Annotated in this window: 12 protein-coding genes; 7 read left to right on the top strand and 5 right to left on the bottom strand. The window is 56.2% G+C overall.

Annotated features, from left to right (window positions below; all coding sequences use genetic code 11):
* Positions 1–21 precede the first annotated feature (21 nt).
* The 3 genes from B0G80_RS17810 to B0G80_RS17800 all read right to left on the bottom strand — a co-directional run bounded on the left by B0G80_RS17810 (position 22) and on the right by B0G80_RS17800 (position 5,056).
* Positions 22–1,392, bottom strand: coding sequence for an extracellular solute-binding protein (locus B0G80_RS17810; protein ID WP_116118840.1), 1,371 nt, complete (start codon positions 1,390–1,392; stop codon positions 22–24).
* Between the two features lie 52 nt (positions 1,393–1,444).
* Positions 1,445–2,545 carry an ABC transporter ATP-binding protein gene (locus B0G80_RS17805; protein WP_116118839.1) on the bottom strand — a complete coding sequence of 367 codons (1,101 nt, stop codon included), beginning with the start codon at positions 2,543–2,545 and terminating at the stop codon, positions 1,445–1,447.
* An 807-nt stretch (positions 2,546–3,352) separates the two neighbouring features.
* Positions 3,353–5,056: a GMC family oxidoreductase gene (locus B0G80_RS17800; RefSeq protein ID WP_116118838.1), complete on the bottom strand. Its 1,704-nt coding sequence runs from the start codon at positions 5,054–5,056 to the stop codon at positions 3,353–3,355.
* 409 nt (positions 5,057–5,465) lie between these two features.
* Between B0G80_RS17800 and B0G80_RS17795 the strand changes: the two genes are divergently transcribed.
* The 6 genes from B0G80_RS17795 (at position 5,466) to B0G80_RS17770 (ending at position 14,052) form a co-directional block, all read left to right on the top strand.
* On the top strand, positions 5,466–6,596 hold the full coding sequence (locus B0G80_RS17795; protein WP_116118837.1) for a porin: 1,131 nt from the start codon (positions 5,466–5,468) through the stop codon (positions 6,594–6,596).
* A 250-nt stretch (positions 6,597–6,846) separates the two neighbouring features.
* Positions 6,847–8,025: an MFS transporter gene (locus tag B0G80_RS17790; RefSeq protein ID WP_116118836.1), complete on the top strand. Its 1,179-nt coding sequence runs from the start codon at positions 6,847–6,849 to the stop codon at positions 8,023–8,025.
* A 194-nt stretch (positions 8,026–8,219) separates the two neighbouring features.
* Positions 8,220–9,746, top strand: coding sequence for a GMC family oxidoreductase (locus B0G80_RS17785; protein WP_116118835.1), 1,527 nt, complete (start codon positions 8,220–8,222; stop codon positions 9,744–9,746).
* 114 nt (positions 9,747–9,860) lie between these two features.
* Positions 9,861–11,666: a thiamine pyrophosphate-binding protein gene (locus B0G80_RS17780; RefSeq protein WP_220377463.1), complete on the top strand. Its 1,806-nt coding sequence runs from the start codon at positions 9,861–9,863 to the stop codon at positions 11,664–11,666.
* A gap of 269 nt (positions 11,667–11,935) precedes the next feature.
* Positions 11,936–13,081, top strand: a complete 1,146-nt coding sequence (locus tag B0G80_RS17775) for a Gfo/Idh/MocA family protein (protein ID WP_258878902.1) — start codon at positions 11,936–11,938, stop codon at positions 13,079–13,081.
* Positions 13,082–13,404: 323 nt separating this feature from the next.
* Complete coding sequence (locus B0G80_RS17770) at positions 13,405–14,052, top strand: XRE family transcriptional regulator (protein ID WP_258878901.1); 648 nt, start codon at positions 13,405–13,407, stop codon at positions 14,050–14,052.
* A gap of 27 nt (positions 14,053–14,079) precedes the next feature.
* Here B0G80_RS17770 and B0G80_RS46405 read toward each other — a convergent pair whose 3' ends face one another.
* On the bottom strand, positions 14,080–14,637 hold the full coding sequence (locus tag B0G80_RS46405) for a hypothetical protein (protein WP_147309870.1): 558 nt from the start codon (positions 14,635–14,637) through the stop codon (positions 14,080–14,082).
* Between the two features lie 332 nt (positions 14,638–14,969).
* Here B0G80_RS46405 and B0G80_RS17760 point away from each other — a divergent pair, with 332 nt between their 5' ends.
* Positions 14,970–15,836, top strand: a complete 867-nt coding sequence (locus B0G80_RS17760) for a sugar phosphate isomerase/epimerase (protein ID WP_116118831.1) — start codon at positions 14,970–14,972, stop codon at positions 15,834–15,836.
* 106 nt (positions 15,837–15,942) lie between these two features.
* Here B0G80_RS17760 and B0G80_RS17755 read toward each other — a convergent pair whose 3' ends face one another.
* Positions 15,943–16,827 carry a sugar phosphate isomerase/epimerase gene (locus B0G80_RS17755; RefSeq protein ID WP_116119739.1) on the bottom strand — a complete coding sequence of 295 codons (885 nt, stop codon included), beginning with the start codon at positions 16,825–16,827 and terminating at the stop codon, positions 15,943–15,945.
* Positions 16,828–16,842 lie beyond the last annotated feature (15 nt).

The raw sequence follows: 16,842 nt of genomic DNA, 5'->3' as shown, positions 1-16,842 counted from the left end.
GCAGCCAGCGAACCGCATCGACTATCTTGCGGCCATCAACTTGTCGTCACCAAGCTGGTTAGACAATTCGCTCTTCATCATTCGCACAGCATCGTCCACACTCATCTTCGGCTTCAGCACAAGCGCCTCGGTTGCCGCTTCAAACGCATGGGCCCAGACCGGATAGTCGGGGTCCGCCGGCACACTCTTCGCGACGGCCAGCAGCTTCCCGAACTGCTCCTGATACGGCGGCGCAAGTTCGGTGTATTGTTTGTCGGTCCAATAGCTCTTTTGCGCCGGAACAAAGCCAGTCCAATTCGCCCCGTCGATGGCGTGCTGTTTGCCGACAATTGTTTGAACGAGTTGCCAGGCGAGGTCTGGATGCGCAGTCTTCTTGTAGATTGAGACGTCCCAACCACCAAACGCGCTGGCGTAACCATTACCGCCGCCGGAGACTGTCGGCAGCGGTGCGAAACTGACCGACTTGGCAGCCTCCGGCCAGCACGGCGAACACATCGACTTGCTCCATGCTGCCGGAACGTAGTTTCCTACCAGGGCGATGCCAATGTGGTGCTTCGGAAACTCCGGCGTAGCGAGCGCCGGCGAGTTCGCATTCAGAATGAGCGAAGACGGCGCGAGCAACCCTTCAGCAGAAGCCTGACGGTAGAAGCTTAGGACCTCGCGAATCCCCTTGGTATCCACCGCCCACTTGCCCGACGCATCTTTAATCGTTGGGTCACTTGATGCCATCAGGAGGTTAGCTGCGCCAAGAACAAGAGCCGAGGTTCCACCGGCAGGTCCCGTAATTGCCCACAACGGCCAAACACCCGGGTCGCTCTTTTTAATCTTTCGCGCCGCGTCAAACACGTCTTGCCAGTTCTTGGGCTTCCAGTCAGCTGGGATGCCCGCCTTAGCGAATACCTGATGGTCGTAGAGCAAGCCCGACGTGTTCACGCCCTGACTGATACCAATGATGTCCTTTCCAGCAGTTGACTCCTGCTTCACCGCGTCGGGGAAATCCTTCCACCACGCCGCGTTCGCAACGTATTGGTTCAATGGCAAGAGGTAGCCGCTCGCCGCCCACTGCGCCATCTCCTGTGCGGGAAGTTGCGCTACATCAGGAGCTGCGTTCGTGTTCCCATAGGACATGCTGACCTTGGTCACAATGTCATCGAAGCCACCGGGAATCGGAACGAGTTGAACCGTGACGCCAGGATGGGTTTTTTCGAAATCAGCCTTGACGTCGCCCCAGAACTTCTTCGTAAGTTCCGGTGTAACCATCACGTACTCCGACCCAAAGGCGAGTTTGAGGACGGTATCTGCATGGGCTACGTTGCAAAGCAACGAACCCGCGGCCAACATCGCCGAGGCGACCGCGACCACCTTCTTGCTGCTGCGAGTAAGACAACGCATTGCTGGACTCCTAGTGTCTGTTGTTGAAATGAATTTAAGCTGCCATCTGGTATTAATGTCTAAGGCTCTTTCCGGTTTCTGCGTCGAAGTAGTGAAGGTCTGCAGGGTCGAAAACCAGGTCAACTCGCTCGCCGAGTGCGACTGGCGAGAAACTCGGGAATCTCGCGTCAACGACGGCCCCGTTAATCGACACACGCACAAAATTCTCCGACCCCGTCGTCTCGATTGCCTCAACGACACCAGAAGTCCGAACATCGCATCGAGCGGGAGCATCCTTGACCCAATGCAAGTCGTCCGGCCGGATGCCAATTTCGACCTTCGAAGGTATCGAGCCGTTGAACTCAACGCGTTGGGCCGGCGGAAGTCGAAATTTCGCTCCGAGAGCAAGGCAGTCGGCATCGGACGAAGCAAGACTTATTTCGCTAGGGGCCACATTCATACGTGGCGACCCAATAAAGGTTGCAACGTATTTGTCCACGGGGCGTCGATAAAGGCGCTCGGGCGTGTCAATCTGGAGCAGCTTGCCGCCGGAAAAGACAGCGATACGATGTCCCATCGACATTGCTTCGACTTGGTCATGGGTGACGTACACCATCGTCGTGCCGAGACGGCGCTGCAATTCGGAGATTTCGCTGCGCATATGGGTGCGTAGCGCCGCATCGAGATTCGAAAGCGGCTCATCAAGCAAAAAAAGGCGAGGCTCGCGAATCATCGCGCGACCAAGCGCGACGCGTTGACGCTGCCCTCCGGAGAGTTCAGCAGGGCTTCGCGAAAGGAGGCTGTCGAGCTTCAACATCGCAGCAACCTCGCGAATGCGCTTTTCGATTTCCTTGGGGCTGGATTTGCGGACTTCCATGCCAAACGCGAGGTTCTTGTAAATCGACATGTGTGGGTAAAGCGCATAGCTTTGAAAAACCATTGCTATGTCGCGTTGTCCAGGAGGCAACGCCGTCACATCCTTGTTCCCAATCGAGATGCGACCGTCGGTTGGGCTTTCGAGTCCAGCCAGCATCCGTAGGGTGGTCGATTTGCCGCAGCCGGACGGGCCGACGAAAACGAGGAACTCACCATCCTCGACGTCGAGGTTGAGGTCCGACACGACGTTGGTTTCACCGAACGTCTTATAGACGTGCTCGAATTTTATCGATGCCATTGCGCTGGTCCCGCTAAAGAGAGTGGAGTGATGCGAATGTCGCCCCGCAGACCCTTAGAATGAGGAACTCGCTCGGAGGTCTACACCATGGGTGGGGAAACGGTTCAATGTGAACGCAGTTTCAGCATCCAAAATCTCTGTCTCAATTTCGCAACCAGTCCAAACCTGACGCGAACTGACGCGACCAGAATTCAGCTCTGCTGCAGGGGCGCTCGCGCTCACTTATATCGTCAATGAACGAGCCCGTCGTTGGCGGGTTGCCGCTTTCGGCTTTAGAGCAATGCAGTCCGACGGGCTGCAGTTGGGGTGCGAATGGGACTTACCCGTACACATCGTCTTCAGACCATTTTTTCGACGGGCGCAGTTAGGGACGGGGGACAAATCGGGATAAAAAGAATCGGAAGCCCGAGCTAGACAACCAACTCGGGATTAAGCGGATACTGCGTCGTTGTACTTTATGCGCGGCCACATACCTCGACGGGTGCACTAGAAGCGTCAGATTTGCGAATCTGCAATTAGCCCAGGTCGCAGGTTGCATCGCTCTGCCGATGGAGAAACCGCGTCAAAACGACAGGCGCACACAAACGCTGCGAACGAGAGGAATATGCTGTCCCAATCGACAAAGGCGTCGATTCGCGTCAACTGGATTCGGCTCGACGTACCTGCGAGGCCGTAGCTCAACGTGCGCCGAATAGGCACGCTTGATAGAAAAAAAGCGCAGGACCGAAGTCCTGCGCCAAGAGGCTCGTAGGGGCCTCACGCATGGTAAAAAGGTGCGCGCAATAACATGCCGCGCTGTGACAATGTTCAGTTCGAAGTGCTACCAACAGGCAGCGAGAAAATATTGATTGGATTCGTGGTCTTTCTGTCTTGCTTAACCATCCGACTCGCTTTCTCGGCAATCATTACGGTCGGTGAGTTGGTATTTCCCGAGGTAATCGTAGGCATAATCGAGGCGTCAACGACACGCAACCCAACAACCCCAAAGACACGCAGGCGTGAGTCGACAACAGCACCCACCTCCTCCTTTCGTCCCATTTGGCAGGTTCCTACCGGGTGAAAAATCGTAGTGCCGACGATTCCCGCTGCTTGAATCAGCTCATCATCTGTTTGATATTGCATCCCGGGAAGTATTTCCTTCGGCTTATATTTTTCGAGAGCACGAGCAGAAACGATTCGTCGCGTGTACTTGAGTGCGTTCACTGCGACTCGCTTGTCGTATTCAGTAGAGAGATAGTTCGGCGCGATAACGGGCGGGACCGATGCGTCGGAAGATTTGATGTGAATCGTGCCTCGTGACGTCGGTCGGAGCTGACAGACCGACGCTGTAAAGGCATCGAACGCATGCAACGGCTCGCCAAATTTCTCAAGAGACAGTGGTTGAACGTGATACTGAATGTCGGCACGCGGAGTCGGCCCCTCCGTCCCGGAGTTCGCAAACACGCCAAGCTGTGACGGGGCCATCGCCATCGGTCCGCTGCGCTTCAGTACATACTCCATACCAATTGCCAGTTTCCCCCACCAACGTGCGCTGAGCGTGTTAAGTGTCTTTGTCCCGGATACCTGGTACGCCATACGCAACTGCAGATGGTCTTGGAGGTTTTCTCCGACGCCCGCAAGATTGCTGACGACGTCGATGCCACACTCCTTCAACCGTGCACCTTCGCCAATCCCAGACAATTCAAGCAGCTTCGGCGAATTGACTGCGCCAGCACAGATGATGACCTCGAGATTTGCCATCGCAATCAGGTCTTCGCCATTCACTTGAAAATGAACCCCGCTACAACGGTTGCCGCCGAAAGTCAGGCGTTGCGTCATAGCTCCTGTCATGACCTTCAAGTTGGGTCGCTTCAATGCTGGACGCAGAAAAGCCTTGGACGCATTCCAACGGACGCCGCTCTTCTGATTCACGTCGAAATAGCCGACGCCTGCATTGTTCCCACGGTTGAAGTCATCGGTAAAGGGGATGCCGGTTTCTTGCGCAGCACGTGAAAATTCTTCGAGGATTTCCCACTTCAGGCGCTGCTTCTCAACACGCCACGGGCCACCTCTACCGTGCGCATCACTGGCTCCGCCGTGATAGTCCTCGCTATCCCGGAAGATTGGAAGCACAGACTCCCAGTTCCACGACGAATCCCCCGTCAGCTTCGCCCAATGGTCATAATCGTCGCGCTGCCCTCGCATGTAAATCATGCCGTTGATAGACGAACAGCCACCCAGGACTCGCCCGCGGGGATAGGCCAGCACGCGACCGTTGAGCCCGACTTCTGCTTCAGTCTTCATGCACCAATCAGTGCGCGGGTTGCCAATGCAGTAAAGATAGCCGACCGGAACGTGTATCCAGTGATAGTCATCGGCACCGCCAGCTTCAAGAAGCAAGACTGACACGTCGGCGTCTTCGGACAACCTGTTCGCGAGAACGCACCCCGCCGTACCGGCACCAACAATAATGTAGTCGTAGATACCTACGGAGCGTCTCGCCTGTTTATCTCTGACTTTTCCTGCCTGCATCACGTCTCCTGAATTCATCCGCGAGCCGCTGAGCGAAAGCAAATTGGCGCGAACTACGCCTGCCTTCTTCGTCTGCCGCCTGCCTCGATAACCTCGGAAACCTCCCAACGGTCTCATCTGATTAAGCGACAGCGGGGCGATTCGGATTTTTGACAATGGTGCGGGGAAACGTCTTCCATTTCCATTCCGCGGTCCTTCGCATAGCTTCGCGACCCAAAGCTTCCTGGTGACGCACTTCGCGCGTCAGTATGCGAAGCAAATTTTCGAAGCTGCGAAATTGAGCCCAGATTTATGGTTGCCAACACTGTTCATCACGCAACGGGCGTCCCGCGTCTGAACGCGTAGCTCTGTGCACCACCCTCGTATGGCAGTGAATCTAATTACATTTTGCAAACAACAGGAAGCAGACATGAGGAAACTTACGACGCTGGCCGCTGCATGCGGGCTCGCATTCTGTGTTAATGCGCATGCTCAAAGCAGTGTCACGCTCTACGGCATTTTGGATGCTGGCATTGCCTATATCCACAACAGCGGAGGTCATAGTTCGCAGTGGAAGATGTCTACCGGAAATATTTCGGAAAACGAATGGGGTCTGCGCGGGACCGAGGACCTTGGGGGTGGGCTGGCCGCAAACTTTCAAGTCGAAAACGGATTCGACATCGCCTCAGGGCAATTGCACCAGAACGGTCGCCTGTTTGGTCGCCAGGCATGGGTTGGACTCGCGTCTCCCACAACTTGGGGCGCTGTGACACTCGGTCGCCAGTACGACCCGATTTCAGACGTTCTTCAACCGCTCACGGCGGACGCCTTTTCCGGCATCTTCGCGACGCCGGGTGACGTCGACAACTATGACAGCAGCGCCAGGTTCGACAATGCCGTTAAGTGGGTTAGCCCAAACTGGGGCGGAGTAAAGCTTGAGGCAATGTACTCCTTTGGCGGTATCGCCGGTGCCACAGGTTCCGGTCAGGTCTACTCGGGCGCTGCCTCGTACAATCACGGCCCGTTCTCGATTGCAGGTGGCTACATCCATATCGACAACGGCAACGCTACCCTTTCCACACGCGGCACGTCTGCATCAGACTCTTTGTTCAACAGCGCGGTCAACGCTGCTTACGCGTCCGCTCACGCTATCGACATCGCACGTATCGGTGGCAACTACGTAATTGACCAAGTGACCGTGGGAGCAGCGTACAGCTACTCCAAATATTCGCCGGATGGCCACTCAACGTTCACCGATTCCCAAAAATTCCAAAACGGCTCTGTGTACGCGACCTGGCAACTCTCGCCGGCATTCCAAACGACGATTGGCTATAACTATACGAAATCGACGGGGGATTCATCCGCGACATATCATCAGGTCGCATTGGGCGTCGACTATTTGCTGAGCAAGCGCACCGACCTGTATGCCGTTGCGGCATATCAGCACGCCAGCGGCCAGAACGGGGCAGGCCACGCGCAAGCTGTAATCGGCTCTTATGACGTCAACTCCGGCGCAAACTACCAGGTGCTTACGGTGGCCGGAATCCGCCACTCGTTCTAAAGTTCGTCATGGTTGCCACATGCGGCTTCTCCTGCATGTGGCAACCTAATTTTGCAACAAATGTAGCAGACCATATCATTTGCTTTAGTACGACGACGTCGAGTAGCATTTTCTGAATTCTTGACGCTGACCGCGCACGCAACTCCTATGCGCGACACCTTCCGCGAGTTTCGCTGCCAAGCGGCAGCGGATTCAACTCAGCGCCAGTCACCCGAGTCTCACGACTCACCTCACACAGGACCGCTTGTCGATGACAGCATGCAGTTTCAACGAGACCCGCTCATCCGTAACAGTTTGGCAACAGCACGCGACCAGAGCCGCGTTCTTCGCGGCCGGTTTCGCTGTTGCCGCATGGGCACCCCTGGTTCCGTTCGTCAAGAATAGACTCGCAATCAACGACGCTACTTTAGGGTGCCTCCTTCTTTGTCTCGGCGTCGGTTCCATCCTCGCGATGGTCAGTTCCGGCAGCGTCGTCTCGAGATTCGGGTGTCGACGTGTCATCAATCTGTCGATGCTAGCTGCCGCGGTCATGCTGAGTCTGCTCGGCTCCGTAAGCGGGATATTACTGACAGGCGTGGTGCTCGCATTGTTTGGTGGTGCAATTGGGACGATGGACGTTGCAATGAATGTTCACGCTATTGCTGTCGAACAAGGCTCGGGACGCCGCATGATGTCGGGCTTCCACGCACTCTATAGTATCGGTGGGCTCGCGGGCGCGGGAGGTGCGGCGGCGGCGCTGTCAGCCGGCATTGCGCCGGGCGCTACGGCTATCGGTGCGGCATCTGCGCTCATCATCGCGCTTGTTATTTTCGGCCGACATTTTTTGAGCGATAAGACCCAGGCACATGGTTCATCCCTGGTCGTCCCGCGCGGAAGCGTACTGCTCCTGGGCAGCATGTGCCTCATGCTGCTGTTAGTGGAAGGCGCAATGCTCGATTGGAGCGCGCTTTTGCTCTCCGGCTCGAAGGCAATGCCTGAAGCGCAAGCTGGAATTGGATACGCAGTCTTTGCCGGCACCATGACGGCGATGAGACTCACGGGAGACTGGACCGCCGCGAAGCTAGGAGCTCGTCGCGTGGTACGGCTGGGAAGCGCCCTCGGTGCCATAGGCGTCGCGTTGGCGGTGTTCACACCCGACCCGTACCTCACCATTTTCGGCTTCGCGCTTATGGGCGTAGGCTGTGCGAACGTTGTCCCCATCCTTTATTCGGCGGCAGGCGCCGACAAGTCCATGCCGTCGGAACATGCCATCGCTGCTACGGCAACGCTTGGGTACGCAGGCACCTTGACCGGCCCCGCTGCTATCGGCTTCATCGCTCACGGTATCGGTCTATCCGCCGCCTTCGGGCTCCTGGCGGCCCTGCTCCTAATCGTCTGCCTTGCCTCAAACATTGTCCCAAAGCATGAGCAGCCTGACGCGCTCAGTTGATGGACGCGACGCATCTCCGTTGGGTTGAAGCGCTCACAGGCGAATCCACGACATCCAACTGCGTCACATTGCGTCAGTTTCATTGTGGTTGCGAAATTGAGCGGAACTTAATGGACGCAAATACTGGCGACATCTGCTCAATCCGCGACGGAGTGAAGCAGTTCAAACGCTAACCCCACATACGCAAAGTCATCATGCAAACAAATCACGACGTTATCGTAATCGGCAGCGGAGTTGGTGGCGGCACGGTCGCCCGCCGCCTCGCCGAAAACGGGATTAGCGTTCTGGTGCTCGAGCGCGGTGACTGGGTCCCCCGAGAAGCCGATAACTGGAGTGTCGGGGCAGTTTTCTTCGACAAGAAGTACACCGCGCACGATAGCTGGCTGGACGGCCAAGGAAATGAGTTCCGTCCGAACATCTATTACAACGTTGGAGGTTGCACCAAGTTCTACGGCGGCAGCATGATTCGCTTCCGCGAAGAAGACTTTGGTGTTCTCGAACACGAAGAAGGTATTTCGCCGGCATGGCCGATTAGCTACGCCGACATAGAACCGTATTACTGCGAAGCCGAAGCGCTCTTTGACGTCCATGGCGACGACAGCGGCGACCCGAGCGCACCGTGGCGCAGCAAACCCTATCCTTCGCCAAAGCTTACTTCAGAGCCTCTCGTTCAACGCATGGCCGACACAATGCGGCGCCACGGAGCGAGTACGTCAGCACTGCCCGAAGCAATCGACTATGGCCCAAAGGGACAATGTATCCGCTGCAAGACTTGTGACGGTTTTCCGTGCAAGTTAGGCGCGAAGTACGACGCGGAGACAGCCCTGATTCAACCCGCACTTGCGACTGGCCGCGTGGACATACTCACGAACTGCTACGTCCAACGGCTTCTGCTCGACGTCGACGGAAAACGTGTCGACGGCGTGGAGGTGATGCGCAATGGACGCGTAGAAATTCTGCGTGCAGGCGTCGTCGTCGTCTCGTGCGGGGCAATCAACAGCACGGCGCTTCTGCTGCGCTCCGCCTGCGACAAGGCACCCGACGGCGTCGCAAACGGCTCTGGCGTTGTTGGCCGCAACTATATGGCACACAACCAGACAGCGTTGATGGGCTTGTCATTTGAAACAAACAATACCGTCTTTCAAAAGACGCTAGCGCTAAATCAGTTTTACTTTGGCGACGGTGATTACCGCTTTCCTCTCGGCCACGCCCAGATGCTCGGGAAACTTCAGGGCGGCATGCTATCCGCAAACGTGCCGTTTCTCCCCAAAGCTGTCGGGTCGACAATGGCTCGGCATAGCATGGACTGGATTGCTTTCTCTGAGGACTTACCCGACCCGGAGAATCGAATCGTTCTTCGCGATGGAAAAGTCCAACTCGCGATTAAGCGAAACAATCTGAAGCCACACCATCGGCTCGTTGAAAAGCTGACTTCACTTCTAAAGAAAGCTGGCTATCCCATTGTGCTGGTAAAGCCGCTGATTCGGCACTCAACGTCGCACCAGTGCGGGACCATCAAATTTGGCGTCGACCCCACAACGAGCGCCATCGACGCGTATTGCCGCACTCATCAACACGAAAACCTTTTCGTGGTTGACGCTTCATTCATGCCGTCTTCTGCCGCAGTAAATCCAGCGCTCACCATCGTAGCGCAAGCCCTCCGGGCAGCGGACCAGATGCTTAAAGAAGACTTCAGAACGACCTCACAACACGCCGCATAGCGCCCCACCAGGCGCTGTGTAGGCAGGCTAGCCAGGCGTGGCTTAGCCTCAACGTTAACCGTGTCGCGGAAACGCGCGCATCTGTATCCAGTTGCCATGCAAAGGAGCGATTAAATGGCTGAAAAGAAGGAAATGACCGGCGGTCAAATCGTCGTCGAGTATCTTGTCCGCGAGAAGGTGCCTTACACGTTCGGTATCCCGGGTCACGGTAATACAGCGCTGCTCGACGCTTTTGTGGACCGTCAGAAGGAAATCACGCTCGTACCGGCAATGCACGAGCAAGGTGCCTCGCACATGGCCGACGGCTACTATCGCGCGACCGGCCAAGTCGCGGCGGTGTGTTCATCGATTGGACCCGGCGCCACGAATACCCTCACGGGCGTTGCAACCGCGTTCGCTGATTCGTTCCCGCAACTGCTGATTACCGGTGGTGTTCACACCTACATGACCGGTAAAGGTGTGCTGCAGGAAATCGACCGCCCGCACGGCGACAACTTCCCGCGCATGGCCGAGCCGGTGGTCAAGCGTTGGTGGCAGCCGAGCCATGTGGCGCAAATTCCGGGCGTGATGACGCAAGCTTTCAATGTCATGCTCGAAGGCCGCCGTGGTCCCGCACTTATCAACCTTCCGCAAGACCTGCAAGCTGAATCGGCTCTGGTGGAACTGCCGGCGCCGCAAACCCATCGCTCGCATGGCCGCCTCCACGGCGACCCTGTTGACATCAGCAAGGCCGCTAAGCTTCTGCTGTCCTCCGAACGTCCGGTAATTCTCGCCGGCGGTGGCGTGATTGCGGCGGAGGCCACCGAATTGCTCGTTGCTATTGCTGAACATGTTGGCGCGGCGGTCACAACCTCGTTTATGGGCAAGGGCTCCATCTCTGAAGACCACCCGCTGTATGCGTGGCCTTGCGGTGACCTCGGCTCCATCCCTGGCAATGCAATGACGCGTGAAGCGGACGTCATTCTGTCCGTTGGTTGCCGATTCAGTGACCGTATCACGTCGTCGTACCGCCCGGGCGTTACGTTCGACATTCCGAAAACGAAGCTCATTCAAGTCGATATCGATGGCTTCGAAATCGGGAAGAACTACCCCGCCGAAGTGGGCATTGTCGGTGACGCGAAAGCAATCCTCTCCGCCCTGCTTGATGAAATGCGCGACCTCGCAAAACCGCGCGACTACCAGAACGCTCCGCAATTCAAACGCCTTCAGGAACTTAAAGGCCAGTGGTTCGAGCATCTGCGTCCGCTGCGTGAATGCAACCACTCGCCGATGACGGTCTCACAAGTACTGTTCGAAGCCCGCAAGGTCCTGCCGCGCAACACCATCGTCGTCACGGATTCGAGCAACCCGCAAAACCAGGTGTTCAACGAGTTCCCGGTTTACGGCGCTAAACAACACATCACCCCAGGTGGTTTCTCGGGCATCGGCTTCGCGCTTCCTGCAGCGATTGGTGCGAAGCTCGGTGCACCGAACCAGCCTGTCGTTGCGGTCTGCGGCGACGGTGCTTTCTTGCAAACGGGTCAAGAGCTGGCGACGGCTGTAATGATGGGCATTCCCGCGGTGTTCCTCATTATCAACAACGGCGGCTGGGGCGCTATCCGTAACCTGCAACTCAACATGTTCGGCGAAGACCGAGAAATCATCACCGGCTTCAAGACACCAGACGGCGCACCGTGGTCCGCACATATTGCGAATTTCGCGAAGTCACTTGGCGCAGAAGGTGAACGGGTGGAAGACCCGAGTCAAATCGGAGCCGCCCTGCAACGCGCGATTCAGTCGGGTAAGCCATATGTTGTTGAGGCAATTTGCTCGATTGAGCGGCCATATAGCAATATGCATCCGACCGGCTGGTGGGACATCACCGTTCCGGCATACCTCGGCGAACTCCGCGACAAATATGTCGAAGGTCGAGGCTTCTAATAGGCCGCAGGCACGCTCACGAGTACGAATGCCGAACGGCCCAAGCCGTTCGGCATCTGCTGTCCGTGAGTTCAGCTTCTTGAATCCAAAGCTAAAGCCTCGTGCTCTTGCAGTAGACGTCCCCGAGCCGCCTTAGGATGTTGGGCTGCCGCCGCGTGGATGCCGTTCTAGCGAAAAGCGTCGAAACAGTCTGTAGGTAACCTCTATGACCTATCAGGCTCGTGTCGCCGCTCTGCTAGCTCCATAAATTCGCATTATCGAGAGCTGAAATGAATCGTCGACTACGATTGGGAATGGTGGGTGGCGGCCAAGGCGGCTACATTGGTTGGGTGCATCGGCTCGCGGCCCGGCTCGACGATTGTTACGAGTTCGTCGCCGGAGCCTTGTCATCAGATGCAGGAAGAGCTCAAGAAAGTGGCCGCGCGCTTTTTCTCGAGCCATCCCGCATCTATTCAGACTATCAGGAAATGGCGCGGGCGGAAGCGCAACGTCCTGACGGTATTGATGCGGTTGCTATTGTTACGCCAAATCACCTCCACGCCCCTGTCGCGAAAGCATTCCTTGAGGCAGGCATCCACGTGATTTGCGACAAGCCGCTCGCCCTTTCGTTGACTGAAGCCATCGAGATGCGCGAGCTGGCTCAGCGTCAAGACAAGCTTCTCGCCGTGACGTACACCTACTCCGGATACCCGATGACGCGTCACGCAAAGGAACTTGTCGCGGCCGGAGAACTGGGTGATGTGCGCTTCATCGCAGTGGAGTATGTTCAGGATTGGCTTACGGAACCTGTTGAGTTACATGGAAACCGACAAGCCGAATGGCGCACGGACCCGTCCCGCACGGGTGCGGGTGGTTGCCTCGGCGACATTGGAACGCATGCGTATCATCTTGCGAGCTTCGTATCCGGCATGCTGCCTGACACGCTCTCAGCAGATGTCGCGTCCATGGTGCCCGGTCGTCGGGTTGACGACCATGTACAAGCGACACTTTTCTATCAATCTGGCGCAAGAGGTAATTTGATAGCTAGTCAGATAGCTGCTGGCGAAGGAAATGCTTTGCGGCTTCGCGTGTATGGGACAAAAGGCTCCATCGCGTTCGACCAGGAGCATCCCGACTTCCTCTGGCACACTCCGCTGAATGGGAATACTGTCCGGCTGACTAAGGGGCGAGCCCACAGTCCGGCCGCTGACCATGCTGCACGCTTTCCCGCGGGTCACCCGGAAGGGTTTTTTGAAGCGTTCGCCCAGCTGTACAAAGACGCGGCCGTTCAGATAGCAGCCAAGCTCGAAAATAGACCGATTCCGACGACCAGCACGCTACTGACCGACGTAAATGACGGTGTCGAAGGCATGCGTTTTGTGGAGGCGGCGCTTCGGAGCCATGCCGCCGGAGGTTCCAAAGTCACAATCCGCTAGGCCATTGGCAGCTACCCAGCACCCGAACGTTACGACCCCATTTCAACGAGCACCTTGCGGTGCTTGCAACGATTGGGTATGTTGGGGTACGAACGCTGCACGTCACCGTGACGGTGCCCCTACACTAGATTGCCGCCAAGTTTATGGACCGACCGCAAGACCGCACCAATCTTCAGAAAAACCTCGTGCTACTCGTCGAGTCATGTAGTTCAGTAGCCGGTCTATGCCGTAGTCTCGACATCAATCGGCAGCAGTTCAACAAATACCTCGCCGGTCAACACGCGCCATCGCACAAGGTCCTTCAGAAAATATCGCGACACTTCATGATGGAGGTGCCCGACCTCTACCGTCAGCCAGCCGACTTCAAACAGTTTTATGAAGGTTTTGAAAGCGAACTGCCGATGGGACTGCGGTCGTCGTCTCAGTTCGCTACTTTTCTGCCGTTTGCGAAGTCTTCGGTCGAACCTTTGCGCGACTACCTGGGCGTTTACTACCGGTACCACAATTCGTCCATCTACAAAGGGCGAATTCTTCGGTCGGTCACGTGCATCTACGAGGCCGAATCGACAATCCAACATGTCACGGTAGAACGATTCCCCCTCCTGGATGGCAGCGGGAAGACGGGCTATTCGTTTACGTACTATGGGTTTTGCTTCCTGATTGGTGACCGAATCTTCATGGTCGATTTCGAAGGTCAACAGCAAAACGAGCTCACCTTTTCAATATTGACGCCTCAGCACCGTCGGCCTATCCGCTTCTTGTACGGTCTGGTTTCGGGCGTAGCCTCCTCGTCGTACCGACAACCGTTCTCCACGAGACTCGCGTTCGGTTTCTCCGACAAAGGAAAAATCAAAAAGAAACATCTGCAAAACGCAACGGTTCTTTTGCCGAGTGATTCATCGCTTCCGCTGGAAATTCGGGAGTACATGGCCGGCGACAACTCGACAATCCTGTGGGGCGGCGAGGGCTGAGGGTACGGATTGACTGACAGGCGAGTGCTAGCTCTTTCGGTTTGGCGCCGTTTCTAACGCAGAACCGCTGCCTTCGACAAGCGCAAAATCCACAACCTCCTCCGATTCGACGGTAGCTCTCGCCGAGTGCTTGTCCGGCCGCCAGAACCAGAGCCAGATGGCCACCAATACAAGAAAAAGCGCAACAACAACTATAACCGCGAACGCGCCGAGCACCGTCTCCGGTACAGCTTGACGAAACAGCTCGTAGAGCGACAAGTTACCAGCAAGAGGCAAAGCATCCATGTGTCTTCTCCCAGAAGCGTGACTGGCTGGGAAGAGTCTCCTCCGTTGATATTTGCCAATCAACTTCGCAATCCCTCGCAGATTTACGCGAATTGACGCGGCTACGGTTGCGTCCACCATCCCGAGATGTGCCACCCGGCAAACTAGACGTGCTGCGCCAGTTTGCGTCACTGTCAAACCACCTTGCGAAGTTGCGACGGAAGTTTTGGAGGCAAATACTTTGGGGAAGCGAGCGGGGACCGTCAAATCAGATGCACTACGATGGCAGTGCCACAGCGACACCATGAGGATACGGAACATGAGGCGGCTTCTGATTGCTGCGACTGTGCTTACCTTGACCGCATATCTTACAAGCAACATGCCGTTGGAAGTCAAAGCGCCCACCCTAAGCCGCTTCGGCCTGGACATCGGAACGCTCCATGATTGAACTCTCGGCGGTTCTGGTCGCAGCGCCGCAAGCGGTCGTGAGCACCCTCCCTCCATTTGATAACGAGAAGGCAAGCGCGAAAAGCCCCGACCTCGTCTGGTCTATGCGTTTGTCCCCTCGCGCCCCGGCACGAAGGGGATTCGGTTGAAGAAATCGGAACGTGGGAACTTGCTAGAATGAAACTACCTTCAAGGTTTTGAAAGAAATGACAGCCATAGACACAAAACTGCTCGCAGCCTTCTGGACGATTGCTGGCGACACAAGCCCCGACGACGCGGAATGGATTAGCCCGGATAGCCTCGCTGTTCGCGCTGAAGCCGCATCCAAAGCTGGCTGGAAAGGTATTGGGCTGAGCCTCGACGATTGCCGCTACAGCGTACAAAAGTACGGCGCATCCGGAGTTCGACGCATTCTGCAAGACAATGGACTCGACTTCTTAGAGCTCGAAATCCTCATGGACTGGTACACGAACGACGGCCGTCGCGAAGCGTCTGACCGCGCACGCAGGGAGTTCCTGAAGTTCGGTGGAGAACTGGGGATGTGCAACCTCAAGGTCGGAGTGAGTCACCTTGACCTCGCTCCCACGAACCACAGCCAAATGGCCGACGAATTTGGAAAACTCTGCGACGACTTCAGCCCAATTGACGCTACGGTCGGACTCGAATTCATGCCATTCTGCAAGGTTGCGAGTCTCGCAGACGCGCTACCTATAGTCCAAGGGGCTGACCGAGAGAACGGCGGCCTTGTGATTGATATTTGGCACGTCGTCCGCAGCGGCACCACCTATGAAGAAGTTAGCGCAGTACCAGCCCGCTTTATCAAGGGCGTTGAACTCAACGATGCAGGCGCCAGCGCAGTCGGCACGTTGATGCATGATTCGGTCTATCACCGAAAGGCATGTGGTGAGGGTGAATTCGACTGCCCATCGTTCGTCAATGCTGTACAAACAGCTGGATTTCATCAGAAATATTGGGGAGTCGAGATTCTTTCCGACTTCCTGCGCAGAGCACCCGTAGAAGTGCGTGCGAAACACGTCTACGATAGGACCATGACCCAGTTCCCAAAGACTTGATTTGGGCCTCTTGCGCGAGGCGGCTTTCGACCGATTGGCTATGACGTAACAAGCCGTTCCAAATACAAAGGCCCGTGCCAGCGATTCACGGGCCCCTTCAAATACCTCAGCTAAATACCAACGTCTCGAGTTGCCGCTTCAATTCTTTCGCCACGGCGTAGCTATTGCCTTGCTGCTGCTTCTTGCAAAAAGTCTCGCTACACCACCAGCCGTCGAAACCTGTCGCCTTTACAGCATCAGTCCAATCCCGCAGGTTGAGGACCCCGCTTCCTGTCGGCACATCCCGTAGGATTGTCTCGATTGGTATTCCCCCAAAATATGGCAATGAGTCGCACACGTGCACACCGTAGATGCAATCCCGGTCCACCTTCGACAACTGCTCTGGTGTTGCTCCCGACGTGTAGCAATGCCAGAAGTCAACGACGAGCTTCAAGTTGTCGCAACCGACGCGCTGTACGATGTTCACCTGCTGCTCGAGCGAACTGAGCGGAGCCCACGAAAGCGCTTCAAGATATACGGTCAAGCCATAGTCCCGAGCACGATGAGCAATTGCAGCAAGGTTCTTCACGGACAGCCGTAGCTGGTCATCGTAAGAATGCTGAAGCAAACCTGTGTACCGCTTTGAAAACCCGTACCCATTGAACTCAATCACCGCGTGGACATCCAACGGACCTGAAACAATCTGGACGCCTTTAGCACCAACAGCATGAGCCAGCATGAAAAGCGCATCCGCCTCCCGCCAGAGTTCCTTTTCAGCAATTCCCTGCCGCTCGACGTCGACAAGGGCGCCGATACCATGGACTGTGAATCCGCCTAGTTCTTGGCGCAGGTCGTCAAACGAATAACCTGCGTCAAGATATGTTCGTACCTTGTCCTGCGTTATTTCTACCGCCGTGTAGCCGGCGCTTCTTGCAATATCAAGTTCCATCACCAATGACGAATGTTTCGCGGCCGTGGTGTTGAAAGTGATACGGTTATTTTCCAGTGACAACTCAGCCTCCATTAG

It is taken from the genome of Paraburkholderia sp. BL6669N2 (assembly GCF_003387275.1).
In the GTDB taxonomy this organism is placed as follows: Bacteria; Pseudomonadota; Gammaproteobacteria; order Burkholderiales; family Burkholderiaceae; genus Paraburkholderia.
The sequence above is the reverse complement of the archived record's forward strand: the minus strand, read 5'-3'. Positions and strand labels throughout refer to the sequence as shown.